The sequence below is a fragment of the Stenotrophomonas sp. YJH_SMC_53 genome, assembly GCF_059369995.1.
The window spans coordinates 103,017-127,688 of record NZ_JCAFTF010000008.1 but is presented as its reverse complement, the minus strand read 5'-3'; the positions used below and the strand labels follow the sequence as shown (position 1 = coordinate 127,688).

The 24,672-nt window shown below is 67.1% G+C and carries 23 protein-coding genes; 15 read left to right on the top strand and 8 right to left on the bottom strand.

Features of this window, described 5'->3' with window-relative positions:
* Nucleotides 1–9 precede the first annotated feature (9 nt).
* Nucleotides 10–876 carry a protease HtpX gene (htpX, locus tag AC5P7X_RS14385; protein ID WP_005417751.1) on the top strand — a complete coding sequence of 289 codons (867 nt, stop codon included), beginning with the start codon at nucleotides 10–12 and terminating at the stop codon, nucleotides 874–876.
* 662 nt (nucleotides 877–1,538) lie between these two features.
* Here htpX and AC5P7X_RS14380 read toward each other — a convergent pair.
* A complete protein-coding gene (locus AC5P7X_RS14380; protein WP_005417749.1) occupies nucleotides 1,539–2,366 on the bottom strand; it encodes an inositol monophosphatase family protein in 828 nt (275 codons plus the stop codon).
* 120 nt (nucleotides 2,367–2,486) lie between these two features.
* Between AC5P7X_RS14380 and AC5P7X_RS14375 the strand changes: the two genes are divergently transcribed.
* From AC5P7X_RS14375 to AC5P7X_RS14365, 3 genes are all read left to right on the top strand, one after another.
* Entirely contained in the window at nucleotides 2,487–3,257 is a 771-nt protein-coding gene (locus tag AC5P7X_RS14375) for an RNA methyltransferase (protein ID WP_495215055.1), read from the top strand.
* 103 nt (nucleotides 3,258–3,360) lie between these two features.
* A complete protein-coding gene (locus AC5P7X_RS14370; protein WP_495215068.1) occupies nucleotides 3,361–4,236 on the top strand; it encodes a phosphate/phosphite/phosphonate ABC transporter substrate-binding protein in 876 nt (291 codons plus the stop codon).
* Nucleotides 4,233–6,359 carry a putative bifunctional diguanylate cyclase/phosphodiesterase gene (locus tag AC5P7X_RS14365; RefSeq protein ID WP_005417742.1) on the top strand — a complete coding sequence of 709 codons (2,127 nt, stop codon included), beginning with the start codon at nucleotides 4,233–4,235 and terminating at the stop codon, nucleotides 6,357–6,359. Before AC5P7X_RS14370 ends, AC5P7X_RS14365 begins: the two co-directional genes overlap by 4 nt.
* A gap of 67 nt (nucleotides 6,360–6,426) precedes the next feature.
* Here the strand turns inward: AC5P7X_RS14365 and epmB are convergent, their stop codons facing one another.
* Nucleotides 6,427–7,467: an EF-P beta-lysylation protein EpmB gene (gene epmB, locus AC5P7X_RS14360; RefSeq protein WP_111176194.1), complete on the bottom strand. Its 1,041-nt coding sequence runs from the start codon at nucleotides 7,465–7,467 to the stop codon at nucleotides 6,427–6,429.
* Between the two features lie 96 nt (nucleotides 7,468–7,563).
* Between epmB and efp the strand changes: the two genes are divergently transcribed.
* From efp to AC5P7X_RS14335, 5 genes are all read left to right on the top strand, one after another.
* Nucleotides 7,564–8,130 carry an elongation factor P gene (gene efp / locus AC5P7X_RS14355; protein WP_005410381.1) on the top strand — a complete coding sequence of 189 codons (567 nt, stop codon included), beginning with the start codon at nucleotides 7,564–7,566 and terminating at the stop codon, nucleotides 8,128–8,130.
* Between the two features lie 205 nt (nucleotides 8,131–8,335).
* Complete coding sequence (locus AC5P7X_RS14350; RefSeq protein WP_053500540.1) at nucleotides 8,336–9,679, top strand: TRZ/ATZ family hydrolase; 1,344 nt, start codon at nucleotides 8,336–8,338, stop codon at nucleotides 9,677–9,679.
* Between the two features lie 24 nt (nucleotides 9,680–9,703).
* Nucleotides 9,704–10,420: a bifunctional 2-polyprenyl-6-hydroxyphenol methylase/3-demethylubiquinol 3-O-methyltransferase UbiG gene (gene ubiG, locus AC5P7X_RS14345; RefSeq protein ID WP_053500538.1), complete on the top strand. Its 717-nt coding sequence runs from the start codon at nucleotides 9,704–9,706 to the stop codon at nucleotides 10,418–10,420.
* Complete coding sequence (locus tag AC5P7X_RS14340) at nucleotides 10,417–11,112, top strand: phosphoglycolate phosphatase (RefSeq protein ID WP_372484015.1); 696 nt, start codon at nucleotides 10,417–10,419, stop codon at nucleotides 11,110–11,112. The genes ubiG and AC5P7X_RS14340 overlap by 4 nt, the downstream gene beginning before the upstream one ends.
* 11 nt (nucleotides 11,113–11,123) lie before the next feature.
* Nucleotides 11,124–11,828, top strand: coding sequence for a squalene/phytoene synthase family protein (locus AC5P7X_RS14335; protein WP_065196619.1), 705 nt, complete (start codon nucleotides 11,124–11,126; stop codon nucleotides 11,826–11,828).
* Nucleotides 11,829–11,975: 147 nt separating this feature from the next.
* Here AC5P7X_RS14335 and AC5P7X_RS14330 read toward each other — a convergent pair whose 3' ends face one another.
* Genes AC5P7X_RS14330 through yidD form a run of 3 tightly spaced genes read right to left on the bottom strand, consistent with a single transcriptional unit; the run spans nucleotide 11,976 to nucleotide 14,426 of the window.
* A complete protein-coding gene (locus AC5P7X_RS14330; protein WP_053500534.1) occupies nucleotides 11,976–12,824 on the bottom strand; it encodes a M23 family metallopeptidase in 849 nt (282 codons plus the stop codon).
* A complete protein-coding gene (locus AC5P7X_RS14325) occupies nucleotides 12,824–14,170 on the bottom strand; it encodes a dihydroorotase (RefSeq protein ID WP_053500532.1) in 1,347 nt (448 codons plus the stop codon). The genes AC5P7X_RS14330 and AC5P7X_RS14325 overlap by 1 nt, the downstream gene beginning before the upstream one ends.
* A 1-nt stretch (nucleotide 14,171) precedes the next feature.
* Nucleotides 14,172–14,426, bottom strand: coding sequence for a membrane protein insertion efficiency factor YidD (yidD, locus tag AC5P7X_RS14320; protein ID WP_005417723.1), 255 nt, complete (start codon nucleotides 14,424–14,426; stop codon nucleotides 14,172–14,174).
* 271 nt (nucleotides 14,427–14,697) lie between these two features.
* On the opposite strand from yidD, the gene dksA reads away from it, so the two are divergent.
* On the top strand, nucleotides 14,698–15,924 hold the full coding sequence (dksA, locus tag AC5P7X_RS14315; protein WP_495215054.1) for an RNA polymerase-binding protein DksA: 1,227 nt from the start codon (nucleotides 14,698–14,700) through the stop codon (nucleotides 15,922–15,924).
* 649 nt (nucleotides 15,925–16,573) lie between these two features.
* On the opposite strand, the gene AC5P7X_RS14310 is transcribed toward dksA, so the two are convergent.
* The 3 genes from AC5P7X_RS14310 to cysS are packed head-to-tail and all read right to left on the bottom strand — an operon-like array spanning nucleotide 16,574 to nucleotide 19,701.
* Complete coding sequence (locus AC5P7X_RS14310) at nucleotides 16,574–17,821, bottom strand: MFS transporter (RefSeq protein ID WP_005417718.1); 1,248 nt, start codon at nucleotides 17,819–17,821, stop codon at nucleotides 16,574–16,576.
* Nucleotides 17,818–18,270: a SufE family protein gene (locus tag AC5P7X_RS14305; RefSeq protein ID WP_053499987.1), complete on the bottom strand. Its 453-nt coding sequence runs from the start codon at nucleotides 18,268–18,270 to the stop codon at nucleotides 17,818–17,820. The genes AC5P7X_RS14310 and AC5P7X_RS14305 overlap by 4 nt, the downstream gene beginning before the upstream one ends.
* A 54-nt stretch (nucleotides 18,271–18,324) precedes the next feature.
* The gene (cysS, locus tag AC5P7X_RS14300; protein ID WP_053499986.1) at nucleotides 18,325–19,701 is read right to left on the bottom strand and encodes a cysteine--tRNA ligase; all 1,377 of its coding nucleotides are present in this window, start codon (nucleotides 19,699–19,701) and stop codon (nucleotides 18,325–18,327) included.
* Nucleotides 19,702–19,887: 186 nt separating this feature from the next.
* On the opposite strand from cysS, the gene AC5P7X_RS14295 reads away from it, so the two are divergent.
* The 5 genes from AC5P7X_RS14295 to AC5P7X_RS14275 all read left to right on the top strand — a co-directional run bounded on the left by AC5P7X_RS14295 (nucleotide 19,888) and on the right by AC5P7X_RS14275 (nucleotide 24,648).
* Nucleotides 19,888–20,451, top strand: coding sequence for a glycine zipper 2TM domain-containing protein (locus tag AC5P7X_RS14295; protein ID WP_053499984.1), 564 nt, complete (start codon nucleotides 19,888–19,890; stop codon nucleotides 20,449–20,451).
* Between the two features lie 319 nt (nucleotides 20,452–20,770).
* The gene (locus AC5P7X_RS14290) at nucleotides 20,771–21,781 is read left to right on the top strand and encodes an N-acetylornithine carbamoyltransferase (protein WP_005417714.1); all 1,011 of its coding nucleotides are present in this window, start codon (nucleotides 20,771–20,773) and stop codon (nucleotides 21,779–21,781) included.
* A 62-nt stretch (nucleotides 21,782–21,843) separates the two neighbouring features.
* The gene (locus AC5P7X_RS14285) at nucleotides 21,844–23,037 is read left to right on the top strand and encodes an argininosuccinate synthase (RefSeq protein ID WP_329842354.1); all 1,194 of its coding nucleotides are present in this window, start codon (nucleotides 21,844–21,846) and stop codon (nucleotides 23,035–23,037) included.
* Nucleotides 23,038–23,092: 55 nt separating this feature from the next.
* Nucleotides 23,093–23,533, top strand: coding sequence for a GNAT family N-acetyltransferase (locus tag AC5P7X_RS14280; protein WP_053499980.1), 441 nt, complete (start codon nucleotides 23,093–23,095; stop codon nucleotides 23,531–23,533).
* A 17-nt stretch (nucleotides 23,534–23,550) separates the two neighbouring features.
* Nucleotides 23,551–24,648, top strand: coding sequence for an acetylornithine deacetylase (locus AC5P7X_RS14275; RefSeq protein ID WP_053499978.1), 1,098 nt, complete (start codon nucleotides 23,551–23,553; stop codon nucleotides 24,646–24,648).
* Nucleotides 24,649–24,672: the final 24 nt, after the last annotated feature.

Here is a 24,672-nt window from a genome sequence, read left to right as displayed (position 1 = left end):
GATTTTCCCATGTTCACCCGTATTGCCCTGTTCCTGGCGACCAACCTCGCGGTCCTGATCCTGGCCGGCATCGTCATGTCGATCCTGGGCGTGGACGCGCGTTCGATGAGCGGCCTGCTGGTGATGGCCGGCATCTTCGGTTTCGGTGGCTCCTTCATCTCGCTGCTGCTGTCCAAGTGGATGGCCAAGCGCTCCACCGGTGCGGTGGTGATCACTGAGCCGCGCAACCAGACCGAGCGCTGGCTGCTGGCCACGGTCGAGCGCCAGGCCAAGGCCGCCGGCATCGGCATGCCGGAAGTGGCGGTCTATGACGGCCCGGAGATCAACGCCTTCGCCACCGGCGCCAACCGCAACAACGCGCTGGTGGCGGTGTCCACCGGCCTGCTGCACAACATGAGCGAGGACGAGGCTGAAGCGGTGCTGGGCCACGAGATCGCCCACGTCGCCAATGGTGACATGATCACCATGGCGCTGCTGCAGGGCGTGCTGAACACCTTCGTGATCGTGCTGGCGCGCGTGGTCGGCGGCATCATCGACAGCGCGCTGTCGGGCAACCGCGAAGGCGGCGGCCGTGGCTTCGCTTACTACATCATCGTGTTCGTGCTGGAGATGGTGTTCGGCCTGTTCGCCACGATGATCTCGATGTGGTTCTCACGCCACCGCGAGTTCCGCGCCGACGCCGGCGGTGCCTCGCTGGCCGGTCGCCAGAAGATGATCGCTGCGCTGGAGCGGCTGCAGCTCAACCACGGCCAGAGCACGTTGCCGACCCAGATTGCCGCCTTCGGCATTTCCGGTTCGACGGCGAAGAAGCTGTTCATGAGCCACCCGCCGCTGGAAGAGCGCATCGCCGCGCTGCGGGCGTCGACGGCGGCGTAAGTCTCCCTACTTCTACGGTAGTGCAGGAACGCCTGGCCCCGCGCCGGGCGTTTTTGTATGTGCGCGCACGCATTGGTGGTGCCGGGATCATTTCCGCGACCGCGGAGGGGTGTCACTTTCTTTGCGCGCAAAGAAAGTAACCAAAGAAACGCTCCGCCGGCCGCGAGCCGACGTGCTGCGCACGCCGGTGCCCAGCGCTTCTCGGCGAATCAGGGGACGGCGCCGAACTCGCTGCGCTCAGACACCGGCGCCTCTTCGCCCCTGATTCCCCTGCGATGCTCGGCTCGCTGAAGGCGGACTGGAAGGTCAAGATCAAGAGCAACAGCATCCACGCGTAGCATGGATCAACCGGGTGTCGCTGTGGCATTTGACCTTGGGTCCGCCTTGAGCGAGCTGAGCACCGCAGGTCTGGCGAGGGCGAAGAGGTGCGGGTGTCTGAGCGCAGCGAGTTCCCGCACCGTCCCTCGACGGACCGAGGAGCGCAGGGTACCGGCGTGCGCAGCACGTCGGCTCGCGCCCCGGCGGCGTGTTTCTTTGGTTACTTTCTTTGCACGAGCAAAGAAAGTGACACCCCTCCGCGGTCGCGGAAACGAATCTCCGTGCGCACAAACGAAAACGGCACCTCGCAGGTGCCGTCTCCATGAACCGCTTTACACGGAACCTCAGAACTTCGCGTCAAACTCCGCCGCGTAACCGGTGTTCACCAGCACCTTCTGCAGCGACTCGGCCACCTTCAGGTTGCCGGCCACGATCTGGTGGGTCTCCGGGCCACGATTGTCCATGCGGCCCAGGGTCGCGCCCTTGAAGTCACAGACCTTGCCGCCCGCCTCGCGGACCAGCAGCAGGCCGGCGGCGATGTCCCACGCCTTCACGCCGGCTTCGAAGTAGGCATCGGCACGGCCGCAGGCCACGTAGGCCAGGTCCAGTGCCGCCGAACCGGTGCGGCGGATGTCCTCGCCGTGCACCAGCAGGGCGTCGACCGCCTTCAGCTGGGCACTGGCGCGGCTGCGCTCGCGCGGGGCGAAGCCGGTGTGGATCATCGTGCCTTCCAGATCCTTGCGGTCGGCCACGCGGATGCGGCGGTCGTTCAGCACGGCACCGGCACCCCGGCTGGCGGTGAACAGTTCATTGCGCAGGGGGTCGAAGATGACCGCGTCGGTCGGCTCGCCGTTCTCGACCAGCGCGATCGACACGCAGTAGTGCGGCACGCCACGCAGGTAGTTGCTGGTGCCGTCCAGCGGGTCGATGACCCACATCTGGCGGCGCTCGCCCTGCACGCCACCTTCTTCACCGAAGATGCCGTAGTCCGGATAAGCGCGCTTGAGTTCCTTGACGATGACCTTTTCCGCGTCCGCATCCACTTCGCTGGCGTAGTCCATCCGGCCCTTCTGCACCACGTTCAGTGCCTCGAGCTTGTTGATGTTGCGCAACAGGACGTTGCCGGCGAGGCGGGCGGCCTTGACCATGACGGTGACGGCGGGTTTCTGCATGGCGTGGGCTCCCGGAAAGGCAGAAGAGATGGACTGGCGGGGGAAAAGAGCGGGTCCGGCGCAGTGGCCGGCCGCACAGTTTACCATTGGTCATCGTCCAGCTCGACCTTTTCCCTGTTCATGTCCCAGTTTCCCACCGCCACCCGCCTCCGATTCGTCCTGGTCGGTACCCAGCACCCCGGCAACATGGGCGCCGCCGCCCGTGCCCTGAAGACCATGGGCCTGGCCCGCCTGGTGCTGGTCGCCCCCGAGAAACCGCTGGACGAGGAGGCCTTCCGCCGCTCTGCCGGTGCCGAAGATGTGCTGGGGGACGCCCCGGTGGTCGCCACCCTGGCCGAGGCCGTGGCCGATTGCCGCCTGGTGCTGGGCTGCACCGCGCGTGCCCGCCGCGTGCAGCTGGAGGAGTACCTGCCGGCCGATGCCGCCGCTCGTGCGGTGGCCAAGGCGGGCGAGGGCGCCGAGGTGGCGCTGGTGTTCGGCCGTGAGCGCACTGGCCTGACCAACGAAGAACTGCAGCTCTGCCACGCGGCGGTGCACATCCCGTCCGATCCGGCGTTCAGCTCGCTCAACCTGGCGGCCGCCGTGCAGGTGCTGGCCTATGAGACACGCATGCAGCTGCTGGGCGCGCAGCCGGCCGCGGACGCCGAGCCCGGTTTCCGCGAACAGGCAGCAAGCCATGAGCAGATGGAGAGCTTCTTCGCCCAGCTTGGCGACACCCTGGACGAGATCGATTTCCACAAGGGCCGCGCCCCGGAATCGGCGATGCGCAAGCTGCGCCGGCTGTTCCTGCGCAGCGAGCCGAGCGAGCAGGAAGTGCGCCTGTTGCGCGGCATCCTTGCCGACACCCAGCGGATGGCGCGGCTGGCACAGGCGGGCAACAAGGACAGCTGACGACGTTCTCATTTTTTCGGGTAGTCTGTCCGGATACCCAGGGGGGATGAAGCCTGTGTCGGGTCTGCGAAGGGCAGTGCAGAGGGGACTGCTGAGCCTGGTCATGATCCTGCTGGCCGGGACGGTACATGCAGCAGCGGACCGGGTGCTGGTGCTGGGCCGGATCAGCGATGATCCCAAGGCCCATTACGAGCAGCTGCAACCGTTGCTGGACTATGTAGTGGCACGCATGCACGACGTCGGCATCACCGAAGGGCGGATCCTGATGGCACGCGACCCGCAGCAGATGGCCAGCTATCTGCGGCGGGGGCGGGTCGACTGGGTCACGGAAACGTCGGGTACGGCGGTGGCACTGGGCCAGCGCAGTGGCGCGCGGCCGCTGCTGCTGACCGAGCGCAATGGCGTGCGTGAGTACCAGACCGTGTTCTTCGTGCGTCGCGACAGTCCGATCCAGCGGATCCAGGACCTGCGCGGGCATCGCCTGGCGCTGCAGAACACGGCGTCCACCAGTGCCTACCTGGTGCCGGTGATGACGCTGCTGCAGGAGGGGCTGGCGCCGCAGATCCTGGCCGGTGTGTGGGACGCGCCGGGCCGGGACAGCGTGGGGTACGTGTTCGCACGTAGCGAGTTGAACATCGCCACGTTCGTGCACAAGGGCATGGTCGAAGTGGGGGCGGTGAGCAGCGTGGACTGGAATGACGAGCGACGGATGCCGACGGCATTCCGGCGCAACTTCCGCGAACTGCTGCGCACCGAACCCTACCCACGGGCGGTGGAAATGGTTCGCGCCGACCTTGACCCGCGGGTACGTGACCGGCTGCAGGACGTCCTGCTGCAGGCGGCCAGCGACCCGCAGGCACAGGGGGCGCTGCATCGGTTTTTCGGCACTTCCGGTTTCCACCGCGTCGATGCGCATGCGCAGCAGCGGCTGGATGAATTGAAACAAGGATTGACGCGCGTGCGGATGGAAGTGGAATGAAGTGGCTCGGCTCGGGAATGCAGGCCCGGTTCCTGCTCGCGATGGGCGGGGCGATGGTCGTGGTGGTGGCGATCCTGGCGGTGTTGCTGGGGCGGCAGGCGGCGATGCAGGGCGAGGTGCGCAACCTCAGTGGTGGCGTCATCCATGAACTGTTCGACCGCAGCGTGCGCAGCCGCGGCGAAGCGATGGCGCGCGAGCTGTCCGACGCGCTGGCCAACCCGCTGTACTACCGCGACCTGGACCAGGTCGGTGCGCTGGTGCGCAGCACCGCACGGCAGCCGGTCGTGCGCTATGTGCTGGTGTTCGACGAACGTGGCCGGCTGGTGCACGACGGCTCGATCGAGGTGTCCGGCTTCGGCCAGCCGATGACCGACCCGCTGGCCCCCAAGGCCGCGGTGGCGCAGGCGCTGGTGGTGCAGGAATCGCCCAAGGTACTCGACAACACCATGCCGATCATGGTCGGCAACCAGCGCATCGGCGGCGTCCGCGTCGGCATGGCGCTGGACGAGGTGCAGCAGCGCGAACAGGCCGCCAATGCCACGCTCGGCGAGCGCCTGCAGCAGGTCGGCAGCCGCCACCTGGGCTGGCTGCTGCTGATGCTGGGCCTGCTGGTGGTGATCGGCGTGGTGGTGATCCTGTACGTGCAGCGCACCCTGGTGGCGCCGATCCGGGACCTGGCCGCTGCGGCGCGCCGCATCGAGGCTGGCGACTACCAGGCGCCGCTGGCCGAGAACACCCGCGACGACGAAGTCGGCGAGCTGGTGCGCGGCTTCGCCCGCATGCGCGATGCCATCGCCCGCCATGACCGCGAGGTGCGGCGCATGGCCTATACCGATGCACTGACCGGGCTGACCAACCGGTTGGCATTCAGGGAGGCGCTGGACCATCGCCTGATGGCCGCGCGCGCATCCAATCATCGGCTGGGCCTGCTGTTTGCCGATATCGACGATTTCAAGCGCGTCAACGATACCCTGGGCCATGAGGCCGGTGACGAAGCGCTGTTGCAGTTCGCGCAGCGCATCGGCAGTGCGGTTACCGAGGCCGGTGGCGATGAAGCCCTGCTGGCCCGCTTTGGCGGCGACGAGTTCGTGATCCTGGTCGGTGATGGCGACGTGGCGGCCAACGCACGGCTGCTGGCCGAAGTGCTGGTGCGCGAGCTGGGCAAGCCGCTGGTGGTGCAGGGCCGGGAACTGTTCCTGGGCACTTCGATCGGCGTGACCCTGTTCCCGGATGATGCCGCCGATGCGACCACGCTGCTGAAGAACGGCGACATCGCCATGTACCAGGCCAAGATGGCCGGCAAGAACTGCTACCGCTATTACAGCCGTGCGATGGACCACGCGGTCGAGCGCCGCGTGCACATGGAGCAGGAGCTGCGCGGGGCCTGGGAGCGCGGCGAGTTGCGCCTGGCCTACCAGCCGATCTTCCGCATGCGCGATCGCCGCATGGTCGGCGTGGAAGTGCTGCTGCGCTGGCAGCATCCGACCCTGGGCACGATTCCGCCGTCGGTGTTCATCGAAGTGGCCGAGCAGAGCGGGCTGATCGAGCTCATCGGGCCGAAGGTGCTGCGTGCGGCCTGCATGGAAGCCTCGCAGTGGCCACGCGGGGCGGGCGGCGATGATCTGTTCGTGTCGGTGAATGTGTCGCCGCGGCAGCTGCGCGGCGGTGAACTGCCGGCATTGGTCGCGCAGTGCCTGCACGAGTCCGGGCTGCCGGCGTCGCGCCTGCACCTGGAGTTGACCGAAACCGCGGTGATCGGCGACGAAATGGTCGCCGCGCAGCTGCTGGACAAGCTGCACCGCACCGGCGTGAAGGTCTGGCTGGACGATTTCGGCACCGGCTTCTCCGGTCTCAGCCATCTTCGGCAGGTACCGGTGGACGGCGTGAAGATCGACAAGAGCTTCGTGGCCGACATGCAGCGCGATCCCGACGATCTGGCGCTGACCACGGCGATCATCGCCATGGCCCACGCACTGGGCATCACCGTGGTGGCCGAGGGCATCGAGCAGCAGGCGCAGTTCGAACTGCTGGTGCAGCGCGGCTGCGATCTTGGCCAGGGCTACTGGCTGAGCCACCCGGTGACCGCCACCGAAGTGGTGCGGATGATCGAATCGGGCCTCTGACCTGCTGCCGTTGTCCTGGGGTCAGATCCCTTTTCCGCAGGAAAAGGGATCTGACCCCGCCCCCGGATTACAGCGGGCGCTTGCTCGGGTCGCCCGGCAGCTCGCGCACCAGTTTCGGAATCAGATAGCCGGACAGGCGTGCGGTCAGGCCGGCAATCAGCGCCTTGGCCTGGGCATCATCCACTTCGAAGTGGGCCACGCCTTCGACCCGGTCCAGCTGGTGCAGGTAGTAGGGCAGCACGCCAGCGGCGAAGCTGCGCTCGCTCAGGTCCTGCAGGGCCTGCACGCTGTCGTTGACCCCGCGCAGCAGTACCGCCTGGTTCAGCAGCTGGGCGCCGACGCCGCGCAGGCGGGCCATCGCCGCGTCCACACTGGCGTCGAATTCATTGGCGTGATTGGCGTGGACCACGATCGCCAGCGGCCATGGCAGGCTGCCCAGCCAGCACACCAGTTCATCGTCCACGCGTTCCGGCAGCACGATCGGCAGCCGGGTATGGATGCGCAGGCGGCGGATATGCGGAATCGCGCGCAGGGCGTCGGTCAGCTCGACCAGCTTGTGCGTGGCCAGTGACAACGGGTCACCGCCGGACAGGATCACCTCATCGATGTCCGGGTCGGCCGCGATGGCGGCTACGGCCTCCTGCCAGCCGCCCTTGGCAGCGTTTTCCGCGGCATAGTCGAAGTGGCGGCGGAAGCAGTAGCGGCAGTTGATCGCGCAGCTGCCAGTGGCAACCAGCAGGGCACGGCCACGGTACTTCTGGATCACCCCGGTAGCCTTCTTGGCGGCACCATCGCCCACCGCGTCGAAGCTGAACCCGGGCGCCGGGCGCATTTCCTCGTCGATCGGCAGCACCTGGCGCAGCAGCGGGTCGGCCGCATCGCCCACGCGCATGCGGGCCACGAAGCCCTCGGGCACGCGCAATGCGAACTGGTCCATGGCCGCCTCCGAGACACCCAGCGCCGCCGGGTCCAGCTGCAGCCGGGCCAGCAGGGCGTGCGGGTCGCGCAGCGCCTGGCGCCAGAGCTGCTGCCAGCGCGCGGGCGCGCCTGGCGACTGGGGCCGGGGGAAGGCGGAAAGCTGCATGGAGAGGGGGCCTGCGGTTATCATGGGGGCAGAAAAACAGTCGCCCACCGGCATCCGGTGGGCTTTCCATTCTAACGGCTCGCCGCACCCGCGGCGTTTCTGCCACTCAGGAGTTTACGCATGGCCAGCTACGGCATGAACGACGTCAAGAACGGGATGAAGATCCTGGTCAACAACCAACCGGCCGTCATCATCGACACCGAATACGTCAAGCCGGGCAAGGGCCAGGCCTTCACCCGCGTCAAGTACCGCCTGATCAAGGACGGCCGTACCCAGGAAGTGACGATGAAGTCGACCGACTCGCTGGATGCAGCCGACGTCGTCGATACCGACATGAACTTCATGTACAGCGACGGCGAGTACTGGCACTTCATGGACCCGGAGTCCTTCGAACAGGTCCAGGCCACCAAGGCTGGCATGGGCGGCGCCGAGAAGTGGCTGAAGGGCGAAGAGTCCTGCGTGGTCACCCTGTGGAACGGCGAGCCGATCTTCGTTCAGCCGCCGAACTTCGTCGAACTGAAGATCACCGAAACCGATCCGGGCGTCCGTGGCGACACCTCGGGCGGCGGCGGCAAGCCGGCCACCCTGGAAACCGGTGCCGTGGTCCGCGTGCCGCTGTTCGTCAACCAGGACGAAGTGATCCGCGTTGACACCCGTTCGGGCGAATACTCCGCACGCGTCAAATAAGGTTCCGGCCGCAGGCCGACCTTGCTGTAGAGCCGAGCCATGCTCGGACACGCGCCAGCGCATTCGCGCTGGCGCTCCCATGATCTGCTTCGGCAGATCATGGGCCCCGCTTCACGGGTCTCCAGACCCCGCCGCTTCGCGGCAGCCCCTGACCCAGGGGCGTGTCCCCAGAAGTATCTCGCCGCCCCCCAGCCAGTGAGCCCGCATGAGCGATAGCCCGCACCTCCCCGAAGCCTGCGACCTGCTCATCGAAGCTGGTCATGTCGTTCCGATCGAGCCGCATGCGGTGGTGCTGGAAGACCATGCCGTTGCCGTGCGTGGCAGCGAGATCGTGGCCATCCTGCCGCGTGCCGAGGCGCGCGCACGCTTCCGTGCCGCGCAGGTGGTCAGCCGCCCCGAGTCGGCGCTGATGCCGGGCCTGGTCAACGCGCACACGCACAACCCGATGACCCTGCTGCGCGGCGTCGCCGACGACCTGCCGCTGATGACCTGGCTGCAGCAGCACATCTGGCCGGTGGAAGCGGCCGTGATCGGGCCGGAATTCGTGGCCGACGGCACCACCCTGGCCATCGCCGAGATGCTGCGCGGCGGCACCACCTGCGCCAACGAGAACTACTTCTTCGGCGACGTGCAGGCCGCGGTCTACAAGAAGCACGGTTTCCGCGCGCTGGTCGGCGCGGTCATCATCGATTTCCCCACCGCCTGGGCCAGGACCGATGACGAATACTTCGCCAAGGCTGGTGAACTGCACGACCAGTGGCGCACCGATCCGCTGATCGGGACCGCGTTCGCGCCGCATGCGCCGTACACGGTCAACGATGCCAACTTCGAGCGGGTGCGTATGCTGTCCGACCAGCTCGACATGCAGGTGCACCTGCACACCCACGAGACCGCGCAGGAGATCAACGATTCGATCAAGCTGCACGGCCAGCGCCCGCTGGCGCGGCTGGATCGCCTTGGCCTGGTCAACGACCGCCTGATCGCGGTGCACATGACCCAGCTGACCGATGCGGAAATCCACCTGTGCGCCGAACGCGGCGTCAGCGTCGTGCATTGCCCCGAATCGAACCTGAAGCTGGCCTCCGGCTTCTGCCCGGCCTGCGCCCTGCAGCGCGCCGGTGTGAACCTGGCGATCGGCACCGATGGCTGCGCCAGCAACAACGATCTGGACATGTTCAGCGAGAACCGTACCGCAGCGATCCTGGCCAAGGCCGTGGCCGATGATGCCACCGCGCTGGACGCGGCCACCACGCTGCGCGCAGCGACGCTGGGCGGTGCCCGTGCGCTGGGCTTTGCTGACCGCATCGGTTCGATCGAAGTCGGCAAGCAGGCCGACCTGGTCTGTGTCGACCTGTCGGCGCTGGAAACCCAGCCGCTGCACAACGTGCTGTCGCAGCTGGTGTATGCCACCGGCCGCCAGCAGGTCAGCGACGTCTGGATCGCCGGCAAGCCGAAGCTGGTGCAGCGCGAGCTGGTCGGCATGGACCTGCCGGGCATCATCGCCAACGCGCGCCAGTGGCGCGAGCGTATCCGTCATATCCGCGCCTGACCCCCGGCGCCGCAAGGACCCCTCATGACTGCCCCCCACGCTTCCTCCAATTTCGATCAGGCCGAGCTGGACAAGTTCGCCGCGCTGGCCAACCGCTGGTGGGATGCTGACGGCCCGCAGAAGCCGCTGCATGCGCTGAACCCGGTGCGCCTGAAGTACGTCGCCGACCGCGTGCCGTTGCGTGGCGCGCGCGTGCTCGACATCGGCTGCGGTGGCGGACTGCTGAGCGAAGCACTGGCGCAGGCCGGCGCCGACGTCACCGCCATCGACCTGGCCCCGGAACTGGTGAAGGTCGCGCGCCTGCATGCGCTGGAAAGCGGCGCCAAGGTCGACTACCGCGTGCAGGCCGCCGAGGATCTGGCCGCCGAGCAGCCGGGCAGTTTCGATGTGCTCACCTGCATGGAAATGCTCGAGCACGTGCCAGACCCGGGCGCGATCATCGACGCCTGCAAGCGCCTGCTGAAGCCGGGCGGCCACCTGTTCCTGTCGACCATCAACCGCACCGCGGCCGCCTTCGCGGTGGCGATTGTCGGCGCCGAGTACGTGGCGCGGCTGCTGCCCAGGGGCACCCACCACTACCAGGAATTCATCAAGCCGGCCGAGCTGGCGCGCTGGCTGCGCGAGGCCGACCTGCAGCTGGTGGATGTCAGCGGCATGGCCTACGAGCCGTGGCGCAACCATGCCCGCCTGAGCAGCCGCACCGACATCAACTACCTGGCCTACGCGGTCAAGCCGGCATGACCTCCGCCCGCTTCCCGCGTGCGGTGCTGTTCGACCTGGATGGCACGTTGCTGGACAGCGCGCCGGACTTCGTCGCCACCTGCAATGCGATGCTGGCCGAGCGGGGCCGGGCAGCGGTCGATCCGGCGCAGCTGCGGCCGGTGGTCTCCAAGGGCTCGCGCGCGATGGTCGGGGCCGCTTTCCCGGACCTGGATGCCGCTGCGCGCGATGCATTGATCCCGGAATTCCTGCAGCGCTACGAAGCGCTGATCGGCCGGCACGCGGTGCTGTTCGACGGCGTGGCCGGCATGCTCGCCGCGCTGGATGAGGCCGGTACGGTATGGGGCATCGTCACCAACAAGCCGGAGTACCTGGCGCGCCTGATCCTGCCGCAGCATGGTTGGCAGCAGCGATGCGCGGTGCTGGTCGGCGGTGACAGCCTGGCCGAGCGCAAGCCGCACCCGCTTCCACTGCTGCACGCTGCGCAGGCCATTGGCATGGCCGCCGAAGACTGCGTGTACGTGGGTGATGACGAGCGCGACATCATCGCTGCACGTGCTGCCGCGATGCCGTCGGTGGCGGCGCTGTGGGGCTACCGCCTGCACAGCGACGATCCGCTGGCCTGGCAGGCCGACGTGCTGGTCGAGAACGCTGAACTTCTGCAACTGGCCAGTCTCTGGCCGACCCGGCCGGCAGCCCCGGCCCAGCCGTAAGGAATCCCGTAGTGAGCAGTACCGCGCTGGACAGTTTCCTCGACAAGTGGCGCAGCCGTTGGCCGGAATGGTCGGTGGCCGCCCCGTTCGTGGCCGAACCGCAACGCGAGCTCGCAGTGGCGTGGTTTGCGCTGCTGCAGGAGTTCGACGACATGCTCAACACCAGCGGCGATCCGCTGCCCGCCGATGCCAAGCTGGCGTGGTGGGGCGAGGAGCTGCGCAGCTGGGCAGGGCATCGTTCGCGCCATCCGCTGGGCCGTCTGCTGGAGCCGGTGCGTGCGCCGTGGGTGCAACTGGCCGAAGCACTGCCGGACCTCGTTGAAGCGCGTACCGTTGCGCTGGATGCAGCCGGTGCCGAGCGTGCGCTGGCCAATTACGCCGACGCCGTGGCCGCAGTGGAAGCGGCCTTGTTTGCCGACAAGCCGCGCACCGGCGCCGGTCGTGCGGTGCAGCTGCAGACCCTGGCCCAGCGCCTGCAGGACGCCGGCGTGGCCGGTGTGCCGCGCAGCCTGTTGGATGAGGATTCCAGCACGGCCGCGCAGCGCTGGGCCCAGTACCTGTTGAAAGGATGGGGCAGCCGCGTGCCGGGTCCGCGCCCGCGGCGCGTGTGGTCGAGCCTGGCGCGCGCACGCGTTGCCGCGCAGGCCGCAGGCAAGCCAATCGAAGCCACCCCGGTGCGCACGTTGCTGCGCGTGTGGTGGGCCGCGCGCGGTTGATCGATTCTGGTGGGTGCGGACCTTGATCCGCATCCTGTCTGTAGAGCCGAGCCCATGCTCGGCTCGGCTCACCGCGCCAGCGCAACAGCAGCCGAGCATGGGCTCGGCTCTACAGAAGCGGGATGCCACTCCAGCGAGTGACGCGCGTTACTTACGCTCCAGCACCAGCAACGGGTCGATGCGGGTGTCGAACCAGTTCATGCCCCAGTGCAGGTGCGGGCCGGTGGCACGGCCGGTGGCGCCGACGGCAGCGATCACCTGGCCCTGCTCTACACGGTCGCCAACTTTTACGTCGATGCGCGAAAGGTGCAGGAAGTTGGAGCTGACCCCGAAGCCGTGGTCGAGCAGCAGCGTGCCACCGGTCAGGTACAGGTCCGGACCGGCGAAGGTCACGATGCCGGCCGCCGGCGCCTTCACCGGGGTGCCGGTCGGCACCGCGATGTCCATGCCGGAGTGACCGGCCCCCGGCTGCCCGTTGTAGACGCGTGCATTGCCGAAGCGGCCGCTGATGCGGCCCTGTACCGGCCAGATGAAAGTCTGGGTGAAGTCGGTGCGGTCGTCATCACGGGCACGTGCGGCGGTCACCTGCGCCTGTTCGCGCTTGATCCGCTCGGCGATCGCCGCCGGCGGATTGACCGTCTTCGGTGGCACCCCGTTGACCCGCTCGGTGGGCCAGTCGCGCGGCGTCACCGCAATGGTCGCGGTCTCGCTGCCACCATCGGGGCGTTGCACCTGTACGCGCAGCGGACCCTTCTCGTCGCGGCCGATGCCGAACACCACGCTGCCGTAGCCGCTTACCCGCAGCTGGCGGCCGGCATACTGCACGCGACTGCCGGCGGGTACCTTGCCGATCACCAGCGCGCCCTGCGACGCACTGGCCGGGAACACCACGCGGCTGTCGATCAGGCTGCCGATGCCATCCTGCGCCTGCGCCGGGGAAGTGGAAAACAGGGGCGCGGCCAGCAGCAGCGCCCCGAGCATCAGTGCCGAGCGCATCAGCGGTCGTAGGTCATGCGCTGGCCGGCGGGTTCACCCACCAGCTTGCTGCCGTCCCACACCTGCTGGCCGTTGACCCAGGTGGAGGCGATGCGCGAGCGGAAAGTGGTGCCCTCGAACGGCGACCAGCCGCACTTGGACAGCACGTCCTCGCGCTTGACGGTGAACGGCACGTCCTCCACCAGCACCAGGTCGGCAAAGTAGCCTTCGCGCAGGAAGCCGCGTTCTTCCACGTCGAACAGCTGCGCCGGCGCATGTGCGAATTTCTGCACCACCTGCTCGCGGGTCAGCTTGCCTTCGTGCACCCGCTCCAGCGCGGCCACCAGCGCGTACTGCACCAGCGGCAGGCCCGACGGTGCCTGCGCGTAGGGCTTCTGCTTCTCTTCCCAGGTGTGCGGCGCGTGGTCGGTGGCCAGCACGTCCAGCACGTCATCGGCCAACGCAGCGGTGATTGCCTCGCGGTCGGACACTTCCTTGATTGCCGGGTTGCACTTGATCAGGTTGCCCTTGGTCGCGTAGTCCGGACGCGCGAAGTGCAGGAAGTGCACGCAGGTTTCGGCGGTGATCTGCTTGCGGCTGCCATCGGCGCGGATCAGCGGGCCCTTCTCGAACAGCGCCAGCTCATCGGCGGTGGAGATGTGCAGCACATGCAGGCGGGTGCCGTGCTTGCGTGCCAGCGACATCGCCAGGCGCGTCGACTTGATGCAGGCTTCGCGCGAACGGATGTCCGGGTGCATGTCCGGGGTCAGCGCATCGCCGTACTTTTCCTGGAAGGCCTTGAGGTTGGCATCGATCATCGGCGTGTCTTCGCAGTGCGTGATGATCGGGGTCGGGCATTCGCGGAAGATCGCGTCCAGCGTTTCCGGGTTGTCGACCAGCATGTTGCCGGTCGAAGCACCCATGAACACCTTCACGCCGGGCGCCTTCTTCGGGTCCAGCGCACGGATCGCTTCCAGGTTGTCATTGCTGGCGCCGTGGTAGAAGCCGTAGTTGGCCCAGGCGCGGCCGCGCGCGAGCTCGTACTTGGCTTCCAGGATGGTCGAATCCAGCGTCGGCGGGTTGGTGTTGGGCATGTCCATGAAGCTGGTCAGGCCACCGGCCACGGCCGCGGCCGATTCGCTGGCGATGTCGCCCTTGTGGGTCAGGCCCGGTTCGCGGAAATGCACCTGGTCGTCGATCATGCCGGGCAGCAGCCAGCGCCCGGCGGCGTCCACCACCTGCTCGCCGTCGCGCGGCGCCAGCCCGTTGCCGATCTGCGCAATGCGGCCGTTCTCGATGCGCAGGTCGCCGTCGAAGGTGCGGCCTTCGTTGACCATCCGGGCGTTGGTGATGAGGGTGGAGGACATGTCAGTGTTTTCCTGTGCAACGGCAAGAGGGGGCGTGGGTGGATTCGGGTACCGGATCGAAGCCGCCGGGGTGGAACGGATGGCAGCGGCCCAGCCTGCGCGCAGCCAGCCAGCTGCCGCGCAGCGGCCCGTGCCGGGAGATGGCATCCATCGCGTATTCAGAACAGCTCGGCACGAAACGGCAGCGCGGCCCCAGCAGGGGGCTGATGAAGCGCTTGTAGAAGCGCAGCAGGGCAATGAGCAGGCGCGAGATCACCCAGTCATCTTATGCCAGTTGGCATGAAGGCCGCATTTGTGCAGGATGGGCCGTTGGTCGCATGTCGCCGATGGCCTGCGACCGGTACCAGCACCCGCGGGTGTTGGCCAGGTTCCGTACCGCGCAAGGCGGTCCGTGTTCGTCGGACTGCCACTTGGGCACCTTGACTCCAGGACTGAATGGAGCAGGGTGCCAAGGTTGCTGCTGCGGGTCGGGTAGGCTATAAAGGCCCGCTTTCCCGGGCCCCGGGGAATCCAAGGAAGAGCGTTTCGTGGCTGCTAAAAAAACTGCAAAGAAGGCCGCAACGGCCGCCAAGAAAACCGCCAAGCCTGTTGTGAAGAAGTTGGCGGCAAAGCCCGTTGCCAAGAAGCCGGCCAGCAAGCCGGCCACCAAGGCAGCGTCCTCGCAACCGGCGGCCAGGAAGGTCACCGCAAAGAAAACGCCGGTCAAGGCAACCAAGCCGGTGGCGAAGAAGGCCGCTGCGCCCGCCAAGGCCAAGCCAGCCGCTGCCAGCAAGAAGGCGCCGGTGAAGAAGACCGTCAGCAAGGCTGCGCCGGTGAAGAAGGCCGCCGCCAAGCCGGTGGCCAGGAAGGCAGCCGCCAAGCCAGCGCCGAAGGCGGTGGTGAAGAAGGCTGCAGCCAAGCCGGTCGCCAAGCCCGTAGCAAAGAAGGTCGCTGCGGCTAAACCGGCCGCCACGCCCGCCGCTGTAAAGAAGGTTGCCAAGAACGTTGCCGCGCCGGCCACAAAGCCGACCCCGGCCCCAGTAGTGAAGTCCGCACCGAAGCCTGCTGCCAAGCCGGCTCCGGCCAAGCCTGTCCCGGCCAAGACCGTGGCAGTGGCGGCAGCCCAGCCGGCCTCAACGCCGGCCCCGGCCGCCGCTCCTGTCGCTTCGAAGGCCCCGCAATCCAAGAATCCCGTGCCCGTTTCGAAATCGCCTGCCAAAACCGCCGTGAAATCCGATTCCGCCCCGAAGACCGTGTCGCGCCCTGTCGGCAAGGTTGCCGTGGCCGTCGCCGCCCGCTCGGCAGCACCGGCCCCGCGCAGCAAGTACAAGGTGGTCGAGTACAAGACCGACGAGGCCACTGGCCGCCCGATCCTGCCGGCTGGCTACAAGCCGTCCTCGGAAGAGGAATACATGAGCTCGCTGCAGCAGGAGTATTTCCGCCAGCGCCTGCAGAACTGGCGCGCGGACCTGGTGGAAGAGTCCAAGCAGACCATCGAGAACCTGCGCGAGGAAGTGCGTGACATCGGCGACGAAGCCGAGCGTGCGACCCGCGAGACCGAGAACTCGCTGGAACTGCGTACCCGCGACCGCTACCGCAAGCTGATCGGCAAGATCGACAGCACCCTGAAGCGCCTGGAAGCCGGCGACTACGGGTACTGCGTCGACACCGGCGAAGAAATCGGCCTGGAGCGCCTGGAAGCGCGCCTGACCGCCGAGCGTACCATCGACGCCCAGGAGCGTTGGGAGCACCTGCAGAAGCAGCAGGGCGACTGATTCCAGTTCGTTGTCTGGTCATGCGAAAAACCCGGCTTCGGCCGGGTTTTTTGTTGGGTTCGTGTTGGCTGTGTAGAGCAGCGCCTTGCGGGTATCGGAGGGAGCCTGCGGGTGGGTCCGGGCAGGACACGCTGCAAGTACATCCCTGTAAGCTCGGCTGCGGCATCCATGCCGCGGACGGTCCCGCCCGGACCCACCCGCAGGCTCTCGACGCATCCCTGCGTGCGCGGCTGATGTAGAGCCGAGCCCACGCTCGGCTCAGGCCGAAGCCGGAGGGTAGGGAAGAGCAAGAGCAAGAACAAGAACCGCCAAGCATGGCTTGGCTCTACCAGGAGCGGTCATGCGTGCGCTCGCGGCTGTGTTGGGTCCGCTTTGTAGCGAGCCGAGCACCGCAGGGGAATCAGGGGCGAAGAGGCGCCGCTGTTTGAGCGCAGCGAGTTCGGCGCCGTCCCCTGATTCACCGAGGAGCGCAGGGTACCGGTGCGAAGCACCGGCTCGCGGATGGCGGAGCGTTTCTTTGGTTACTTTCTTTTCGCGAAAAGAAAGTGACACCCCGCCGCGGTCGCGGAAAAGGGCCGCCGGGCATGGCCCGGCGCTACCAATGCGTCGGCGCACGTAAAGCGGCTGTCGCGGAAACGACGAGCCGACGCTACTGCAGGTCGCGAAGATTCAGTTTCCGCAGCGTTGGGTTCTTCCACGCGGTGATCCCGGCCACGCTCAGCACCGCGAATCCGCCCAGCACCACCGCCGGCACCAGGCCGAGCAGCTTCGCCATCGTGCCGGCATAGAACGCGCCCAGCTCATTGGACGAACTGATGAAGATGCCGTTGATCGACGATACGCGACCGCGCATTTCTTCCGGCGTAGCCAACTGCAGGATGGTCGAGCGGATCACCACCGAGACGCCATCGAACGCGCCGTAGAACAGCAGGATCAGCGCCGACAGCCAGAAGTGCTGCGACAACCCGAAGCTGATCACGCACAGGCCGAAGCCGGCCACCGCGAACAACAGCACGCGGCCGGCATTGCGGTGCAGCGGGTGGCGCGCCAGCCACAGGCCCACGCACACCGAGCCCAGCGCCGGCATCGCGCGCAGGATGCCCAGTCCTTCCGGGCCGTGGTGCAGGATCTCGTGCAGGAACGCCGGCAGCATCGCCACCACGCCGCCCAGCAGCACCGAGAACATGTCCAGCGCCATCGCGCCGACCATGATCCGGTTGCCGACCACGAAGCGCGCGCCTTCAGCGATGCTCTTGAAGATCGGGGCGGCCGGACCGGTATGCACCGGTTCTTCCACCTTCAGCGTGGCCAGGCAGGCCATCGCCACCAGCGCAAAAGCGGTGGCCACTGCGTAGGACAGGCCTTTGCCACCGAAGCCGACCAGCACGCCACCCAGTGCCGGGCCGGCGATCATGCCGGCCTGGAACACCACCGCGCCCAGGCCGGCGCCACGCGCGAACTGGTCACGGGCCAGCACGCGGGCGAACAAGGCGTTGTAGATCGGCGACAGGAAGGCGCGGACCATGCCGGTCAGCGCGATGGCCGCGTAGATCGGCCACACGCCGTCAATCGGCAACCAGCCCATGGCCACGCTGGTCAATACCAGTGCAGTGGCGATCAGCCCGCAACAGGCGACCATGCCCAGCCGACGGCGCGGCAGGTGATCCACCAGGTAACCGGCGAACGGAGCCACGCAGAAGAACGGCACGACCTCGGCCAGGCCGATCAGGCCCAGCGAGAACGGATTGCGGGTGACTTCGTAGATGTGCCAGCCGACAGTGACCGCGACCACCTGGTAGGACAGCATCGCAAAGATGCGGTAGGCCAGCAGCCTGGCGAAACCGGGCCGGGACAGCAGGCCCAGTGCACTGTCTTCGGCCGTGGCGGGCTCGCTCACGACGGGTCGCGCTGCAGCTGCGCCTGCGCCGTCTCACGGATGAACGCCAGCATCGCCGCCACGCCGTTGCTGCGGGTGGGCGAGAGGTGGCGGGCCAGGCCGATGTCCTGGATGTAGCTCGGTTCGGTGGCCAGGATCTCCTGCGCCGAGCGCCCGGAGTACACGCGCAGCGCCAGGAAGATCAGGCCGGAGACAATCGCCGAATCGCTGATGGCATGGAAGCGCAGCGACTGCGCGTTGCCTTCCGGCACGATCCAGACCATCGACTGGCAGCCGAGCAGGCGATGCTCTTCGGTCTTCCATTCTTCCGGGAAGACCGGCAGCTTGCGGCCGAGGTCGATCAGGTACTGGTAGCGCTCGGACCAGTCGCCGAAGAAGCCGAATTCCTCGGCGATGGCGGTCTGGGCCTCGGCGGCGGTGGATTCAAGCGGGAACGGGGAGTCGGTCACAACAGTCTCTACGGTGGGGGCGTGGCCGGCGGACCGGCCACGGGGCAGGGCAGGTCAGCTGCGCTTGCGCGACCAGCGAACGCCCTGCGGGGTGTCATCCAGCACGATGCCTTCGGCGGCCAGCTGGTCGCGGATGGCGTCGGCACGGGCGAAGTCGCGTGCCTTCTTGGCCGCGGCGCGCTCATCGATCAGGCCCTGGATGCGGGCATCGTCGCCGTCATCGCTGGCCGCGGTGCCGAACCACTGCGCCGGATCGGCCTGCAGCAGGCCCAGTGCCAGGCCGGCGCCGAGCAGTTCACCCTTCAGGCGCGCCTGCTCGGCCGGGTCGGTGGCACGACGCGCATCGGCGGCGATGCGGGCCACTTCGGCCAGCGCCTGTGGGGTGTTGAGATCGTCGTCCAGGGTCGCCTCGACCGTGGCCGGAATCACTGCAGTGGCCTCGACCGATGCCAATTCGCGCAGGGTGCCGTACAGGCGGTCCAGGGTGCGCACCGATTGTTCGATCAGCGCATCGGACCAGTCCAGCGGCTGCCGGTAGTGGGCCGACAGCAGGGCCAGGCGCAGCGCTTCCGGCGGATGCTGGCGCACCAGATCGTGCACGCGCTCGATGTTGCCCAGCGACTTGCTCATCTTGGCGCCGCCGAAGTTGAGCATGCCGTTGTGCAGCCAGAAGCGGGCGAAGATCTTGCCGCCGTGGGCGCATTCGCTCTGCGCAAGCTCGTTCTCGTGGTGCGGGAACTGCAGGTCGACGCCGCCGGCATGGATGTCGATGGTCTCACCCAGGTGAGCCGCGGCCATCGCCGAGCACTCGATGTGCCAGCCCGGGCGGCCACGGCCCCAGGGCGACGCCCAGCCGGGCAGGTCGTCGCTGGACGGCTTCCACAGCACGAAATCACCCGGGTCGCGCTTGTACGGGGCCACGTCGACGCGGGCGCCGGCCAGCATTTCGTCGGGGTCGCGGCGCGAGAGCTTGCCGTAGCCGTCGAAGCTGGCCACTGCGAACAGTACGTGGCCCTCGGCGGCATAGGCATGCCCGTTGGCGATCAGCTGCTCGATCATGGTGATGATCTGCGGAATGTGCGCGGTCACCTCCGGTTCGATGTCCGGCGGTACCACGCCCAGCGCGGCCATGTCTTCACGGTAGGCGGCGGCGAACTTGCCGGTGATGGTGCTGATCGGCACGCCCTGCTCGCGCGCGGCGGTGTTGATCTTGTCGTCCACGTCGGTGATGTTGCGGGCGTAGCGCAGCGCGCCGAAACGGCGCCGCAGCAGATCGGCCAGCACCCCGAACACCACCGGGCCACGGGCGTTGCCGATGTGCACGTAGTTGTAGACCGTGGGGCCGCACACATACAGGGTCGGACAGGCCGGGTCGAGCGGAGTGAACGGTTCGAGCTGGCGAGTCAGGTTGTTGTGCAGGCGCAGGGTCATGGGGCTGTGGCTGGGGGACAAGCCTGTGATTTTAGAACGTGTCGGCCCCCTTTGGGGGCACTGGCTGCCACCGGTGGACGCCGGTTCCTCCGGGTGGGGTGGGCAGGAGCAGCGTGGACGGGTAATGTTCAGCCCCTTGCGCTCGCCACTGCCTACACTATTGCCGTGTCCTTGCTCCCGTCGCCAATGAAATCCACCGCGTTGCTGACCCTGGCCTACCTGTCGGCGCTGCCCGCCGTGGTGCTGGCCCAGGAGGCCGAGCCCCGCAACCGGGTGGTGATCGTGGAGAACGTGAAGTTCGACTACGCGCAGGTGCTGAACGTCGAACCCGTGTTCCAGACCCTGCGTGCGACCCGCACCGAAGAGCACTGCGAGCCGGTGTCGACCCGGACCCTGGCCCCGGTGAACGTGACCGGCGAGGAGCCGGTCGAGGACAAGGGCCGGATCAGCCGCTTCTGGGACTCGGTGCGCTCGATGTTCAAGCGCAGTGACGAGGAGGCCGTTGAGGAGGTCGGAACCGAGTCGCCGGCCCCGGCGCCGGCCAACACCGGTCCGATGCTGACCCGCGACTGCCGCATCGTGCCGGTGGGGCGTGAATTCCGCCGGCCCATCGCCTACGACGTGGATTACGTCTACAAGGGCACCAAGTACCGCTCGCGGCTACCGGAAGACCCCGGCAACCGGCTCAAGATCCGGGTGTCGATCACGCCCTGGGTCGGCCCCGAGCAGGGTGCGGCCGGCAATCCCTGATTCTGCGACCGCGGCCCCTTGCGCCGGCCCCGGCCGCATGCAAAGATGGCTGACCATGAAGCTCACCGACTTCCAGCACGACAGCAGCGCAGCCCGACAGGCGTCGGGCATGACCTCGCGTGCGCGTCGACCGGAACCCCACATTCTCGCTGGGTAACCGGAGCTTTTTGCTGTTCGTCCGATAAAAACCCAGCCCGCCGGCTGGGTTTTTTCGTTTCTGCGTTCTGAAAGCTGCAACTGCAACCTTTTCGCTCCACCTTTGGTTCCTGCTTTTCCCTTCCACTGCGTCGAACCCGGCGCCGCCACGCAAGGAAAGATGATGTCCCCCAAGCACTTCCTGAACACCCAGGACTGGAGCCGCAGCGATCTCGACGCGCTGCTGACCCAGGCCGCGCTGTTCAAGCGCAACAAGCTCGGCGACCAGCTCAAGGGCAAGTCGATCGCGCTGGTGTTCTTCAACCCGTCCATGCGCACCCGCACCAGCTTCGAACTGGGCGCGTTCCAGCTCGGCGCCCACGCGGTGGTGCTGCAGCCGGGCAAGGATGCGTGGCCGATCGAGTTCAACCTCGGCACGGTGATGGACGGCGATACCGAAGAGCACATCGCTGAAGTGGCCAAGGTGCTGGGCCGTTACTGCGACATCATCGCCGTGCGCGCGTTCCCCAAGTTCGTCGACTGGGCCTACGACCGCCAGGACATCGTCCTCAACAGCTTCGCCAAGTACTCGCCGGTGCCGGTCATCAACATGGAGACCATCACCCATCCGTGCCAGGAGCTGGCCCACATCATGGCGCTGCAGGAGCACTTCGGCACCCAGGACCTGCGCGGCAAGAAGTACGTGCTGACCTGGACCTACCACCCCAAGCCGCTGAACACTGCCGTTGCCAATTCGGCGCTGACCATCGCCACCCGCATGGGCATGGACGTGACCCTGCTGTGCCCGACCGCCGACTACATCCTCGACGACCGCTACATGGGCTGGGCCGAGCAGAACGTGGCCGAGAGCGGCGGTTCGCTGAAGATCAGCCATGACATCGACAGCGCCTACGCAGGCGCCGACGTGGTCTACGCCAAGAGCTGGGGCGCGCTGCCGTTCTTCGGCAACTGGGAACCGGAAAAGCCGATCCGTGACCAGTTCAAGCACTTCATCGTGGACGAACGGAAGATGGCGCTGACCAACAACGGGGTGTTCAGCCACTGCCTGCCGTTGCGCCGCAACGTGAAGGCCACCGATGCGGTGATGGATTCGCCGCAGTGCATCGCCATCAACGAAGCCGAGAACCGCCTGCACGTGCAGAAGGCGATCATGGCCGCGGTTGCCGGGCGCTGATTTTTTCCGATTCAATCATTTCCGCCGGGCACGGCCCGGCGCTACCAGGACATACCCTCCCCATGAGCAACAAAGACGTCGTTCTCGCCTTCTCCGGCGGCCTGGATACCAGCTTCTGCGTGCCGTACCTGCAGGAGCGTGGCTACAACGTGCACACCGTGTTCGCCGACACCGGTGGCGTGGATGATGAAGAGCGCGATTTCATCGAGAAGCGCGCCGCCGAACTGGGCGTGACCAGCCACGTCACCGTCAATGGTGGCCCGGCCATCTGGGAAGGCTTCGTCAAGCCGTTCGTGTGGGCCGGCGAAGGCTACCAGGGCCAGTACCCGCTGCTGGTTTCGGACCGCTACCTGATCGTCGATGCCGCGCTGAAGCGTGCTGCCGAGCTGGGTACCCACATCGTCGCCCACGGCTGCACCGGCATGGGCAACGACCAGGTCCGCTTCGACCTGGCTGTGAAGGCACTGGGCGACTACCAGATCATCGCGCCGATCCGCGAGATCCAGAAGGAACACACCCAGACCCGCGCCTACGAGCAGAAGTACCTGGAAGAGCGCGGCTTCGGCGTGCGCGCCAAGCAGCAGGCCTACACCATCAACGAGAACCTGCTGGGCGTGACCATGTCCGGCGGTGAGATCGACCGTTGGGAAGCCCCGGGTGAAGGCGCGCGTGGCTGGTGCTCGCCGCGCAGCGAATGGCCGGAACAGGCGCTGACCGTGACCCTGAAGTTCGTTGAAGGCGAAGCCGTCGAACTGAACGGCAAGGCGCTGCCGGGCGACCAGATCCTGGCCCAGCTCAACAAGCTGTTCGCCCCGTACGGCGTTGGCCGCGGCGTCTACACCGGCGACACCGTGATCGGCCTGAAGGGTCGCATCGTGTTCGAGGCCCCGGGCCTGGTTTCGCTGCTGGCCGCGCACCGCGCGCTGGAAGATGCCGTGCTGACCAAGCAGCAGAACCGCTTCAAGCCGGACGTCGCACGCAAATGGGTGGAGCTGGTGTACGAAGGCTTCTACCACGACCCGCTGAAGACCGACATCGAGGCCTTCCTGAAGTCCTCGCAGGCCAAGGTCAACGGCGAAGTGGTGCTGGAAACCCGCGGCGGCCGCGTCGATGCAGTGGCGGTGAAGTCGCCGCACCTGCTCAACGCCAAGGGCGCCACCTACGCGCAGTCGGCCGACTGGGGCGTGGAAGAGGCCGAAGGCTTCATCAAGCTGTTCGGCATGAGTTCGACGCTGTTCGCGCAGGTGAACCGCTGAGATCCCATCGCCCTGGCCCTTTGCGGGCCAGGGCGCACGGCAACCGGATGAAACGATGAGCACGCTCCGCATCAGCACCGATCCGCAGCACCTGGACGTTGCCCTGATCCACCAGTTCCTGTCCACCCAGGCCAATTGGAGCCTGGGCATCGGGCGCGAGGTGGTGGAGCGGGCGATCAATGGTTCGCTGTGTTTTGGCGCCTACCTGGACGAGTCCGGCCAGGTTGCGTTCGCGCGCGTCATCACCGATGGTGCCACCTTTGCCTATCTGGCCGATGTGTTCGTGCTGCCACAGCACCGCGGCCAGGGCTACAGCAAGCAACTGCTGCAGGCGATCATGGCCCATCCGCAGTTGCAGGGCCTGCGCCGCTTCATGCTGGCCACCAGCGATGCCCACCGGCTCTACACCACGTTCGGCTTCAGCGCGCCGGCACGGCCAGAGTCGTTGATGGAAATCATGCGCCAGAACCTCTATGCACCGGCTGCGGCCGAGTGAACACCTTGTTGATTCCCATGACCGACCTGCTTGCTTCCACCCTGTATCACCTGCAGGCGCTGGTGTCCTTCGACACCCGCAACCCGCCGCGTGCGATCACCACCGGTGGCATCTTCGATTACCTGCGCGACAACCTGCCCGGCTTCAACGTCGAGGTGATCGACCATGGCGCCGGTGCGGTGAGCCTGTATGCCGTGCGTGGGACGCCGAAGTACCTGTTCAACGTGCATCTGGACACCGTGCCGGATTCGCCGCACTGGAGTGCCGACCCGCACGTGATGCGGCGCCTGGACGACCGTGTGGTCGGCCTGGGCGTGTGTGACATCAAGGGCGCCGCCGCTGCACTGGTGGCGGCGGCCAACGCCAGCGATGGCGACGCCGCGTTCCTGTTCTCCAGCGACGAGGAAGCCAACGACCCGCGCTGCATCGCTGCATTCCTGGCCCGTGGCCTGCCGTATGAAGCCGTACTCGTGGCCGAACCGACCATGAGCGAAGCAGTGCTGGCGCACCGTGGCATCAGTTCGGTGCTGATGCAGTTCGCCGGTCGGGCAGGGCACGCCTCGGGCAAGCAGGATGCGGCCGCCAGCGCATTGCACCAGGCCATGCGCTGGGGAAACCGCGCGCTGGATCATGTGGAATCGCTGGCTTCGGCGCGCTTTGGCGGACTGACCGGCCTGCGCTTCAATATCGGCCGCGTCGAAGGCGGCATCAAGGCCAACATGATCGCACCGGCTGCTGAGGTGCGCTTCGGGTTCCGCCCGCTGCCGTCGATGGACATCGATGGCCTGCTGGCGACCTTCGCCGGTTTCGCCGAGCCGGAAGCCGCCGTTTTCACCGAGACGTTCCGTGGTCCCAGCCTGCCCGCCGGTGACATTGCCGAAGCTGAGAACCGCCGCCTGCTGGCGCGCGACGTGGCCGATGCGCTGGAGCTGACGATCGGCAATGCGGTGGATTTCTGGACCGAGGCGTCGCTGTTCTCGGCCGCTGGCTACACCACCCTGGTGTTCGGCCCGGGTGACATCGCCCAGGCCCACACCGCCGATGAGTTCGTGACGCTGGACCAGCTGCAGCGCTACACCGACGCCGTGCATCGGATCATCACCGCCGGCGCCTGATCGACCCCACAACGCCGCCATGCC

What these genes read in the sequence shown, in the direction of transcription:
- htpX (WP_005417751.1), top strand. Translation starts at nt 10, where the DNA reads ATGTTCACCCGTATTGCCCTGTTCCTGGCGACCAACCTCGCGGTCCTG.
- AC5P7X_RS14380 (WP_005417749.1), bottom strand. Translation starts at nt 2,366, where the DNA reads ATGCAGAAACCCGCCGTCACCGTCATGGTCAAGGCCGCCCGCCTCGCC.
- AC5P7X_RS14375 (WP_495215055.1), top strand. Translation starts at nt 2,487, where the DNA reads ATGTCCCAGTTTCCCACCGCCACCCGCCTCCGATTCGTCCTGGTCGGT.
- AC5P7X_RS14370 (WP_495215068.1), top strand. Translation starts at nt 3,361, where the DNA reads ATGATCCTGCTGGCCGGGACGGTACATGCAGCAGCGGACCGGGTGCTG.
- AC5P7X_RS14365 (WP_005417742.1), top strand. Translation starts at nt 4,233, where the DNA reads ATGAAGTGGCTCGGCTCGGGAATGCAGGCCCGGTTCCTGCTCGCGATG.
- epmB (WP_111176194.1), bottom strand. Translation starts at nt 7,467, where the DNA reads ATGATAACCGCAGGCCCCCTCTCCATGCAGCTTTCCGCCTTCCCCCGG.
- efp (WP_005410381.1), top strand. Translation starts at nt 7,564, where the DNA reads ATGGCCAGCTACGGCATGAACGACGTCAAGAACGGGATGAAGATCCTG.
- AC5P7X_RS14350 (WP_053500540.1), top strand. Translation starts at nt 8,336, where the DNA reads ATGAGCGATAGCCCGCACCTCCCCGAAGCCTGCGACCTGCTCATCGAA.
- ubiG (WP_053500538.1), top strand. Translation starts at nt 9,704, where the DNA reads ATGACTGCCCCCCACGCTTCCTCCAATTTCGATCAGGCCGAGCTGGAC.
- AC5P7X_RS14340 (WP_372484015.1), top strand. Translation starts at nt 10,417, where the DNA reads ATGACCTCCGCCCGCTTCCCGCGTGCGGTGCTGTTCGACCTGGATGGC.
- AC5P7X_RS14330 (WP_053500534.1), bottom strand. Translation starts at nt 12,824, where the DNA reads ATGCGCTCGGCACTGATGCTCGGGGCGCTGCTGCTGGCCGCGCCCCTG.
- AC5P7X_RS14325 (WP_053500532.1), bottom strand. Translation starts at nt 14,170, where the DNA reads ATGTCCTCCACCCTCATCACCAACGCCCGGATGGTCAACGAAGGCCGC.
- cysS (WP_053499986.1), bottom strand. Translation starts at nt 19,701, where the DNA reads ATGACCCTGCGCCTGCACAACAACCTGACTCGCCAGCTCGAACCGTTC.
- AC5P7X_RS14295 (WP_053499984.1), top strand. Translation starts at nt 19,888, where the DNA reads ATGAAATCCACCGCGTTGCTGACCCTGGCCTACCTGTCGGCGCTGCCC.
- AC5P7X_RS14290 (WP_005417714.1), top strand. Translation starts at nt 20,771, where the DNA reads ATGTCCCCCAAGCACTTCCTGAACACCCAGGACTGGAGCCGCAGCGAT.
- AC5P7X_RS14285 (WP_329842354.1), top strand. Translation starts at nt 21,844, where the DNA reads ATGAGCAACAAAGACGTCGTTCTCGCCTTCTCCGGCGGCCTGGATACC.
- AC5P7X_RS14280 (WP_053499980.1), top strand. Translation starts at nt 23,093, where the DNA reads ATGAGCACGCTCCGCATCAGCACCGATCCGCAGCACCTGGACGTTGCC.
- AC5P7X_RS14275 (WP_053499978.1), top strand. Translation starts at nt 23,551, where the DNA reads ATGACCGACCTGCTTGCTTCCACCCTGTATCACCTGCAGGCGCTGGTG.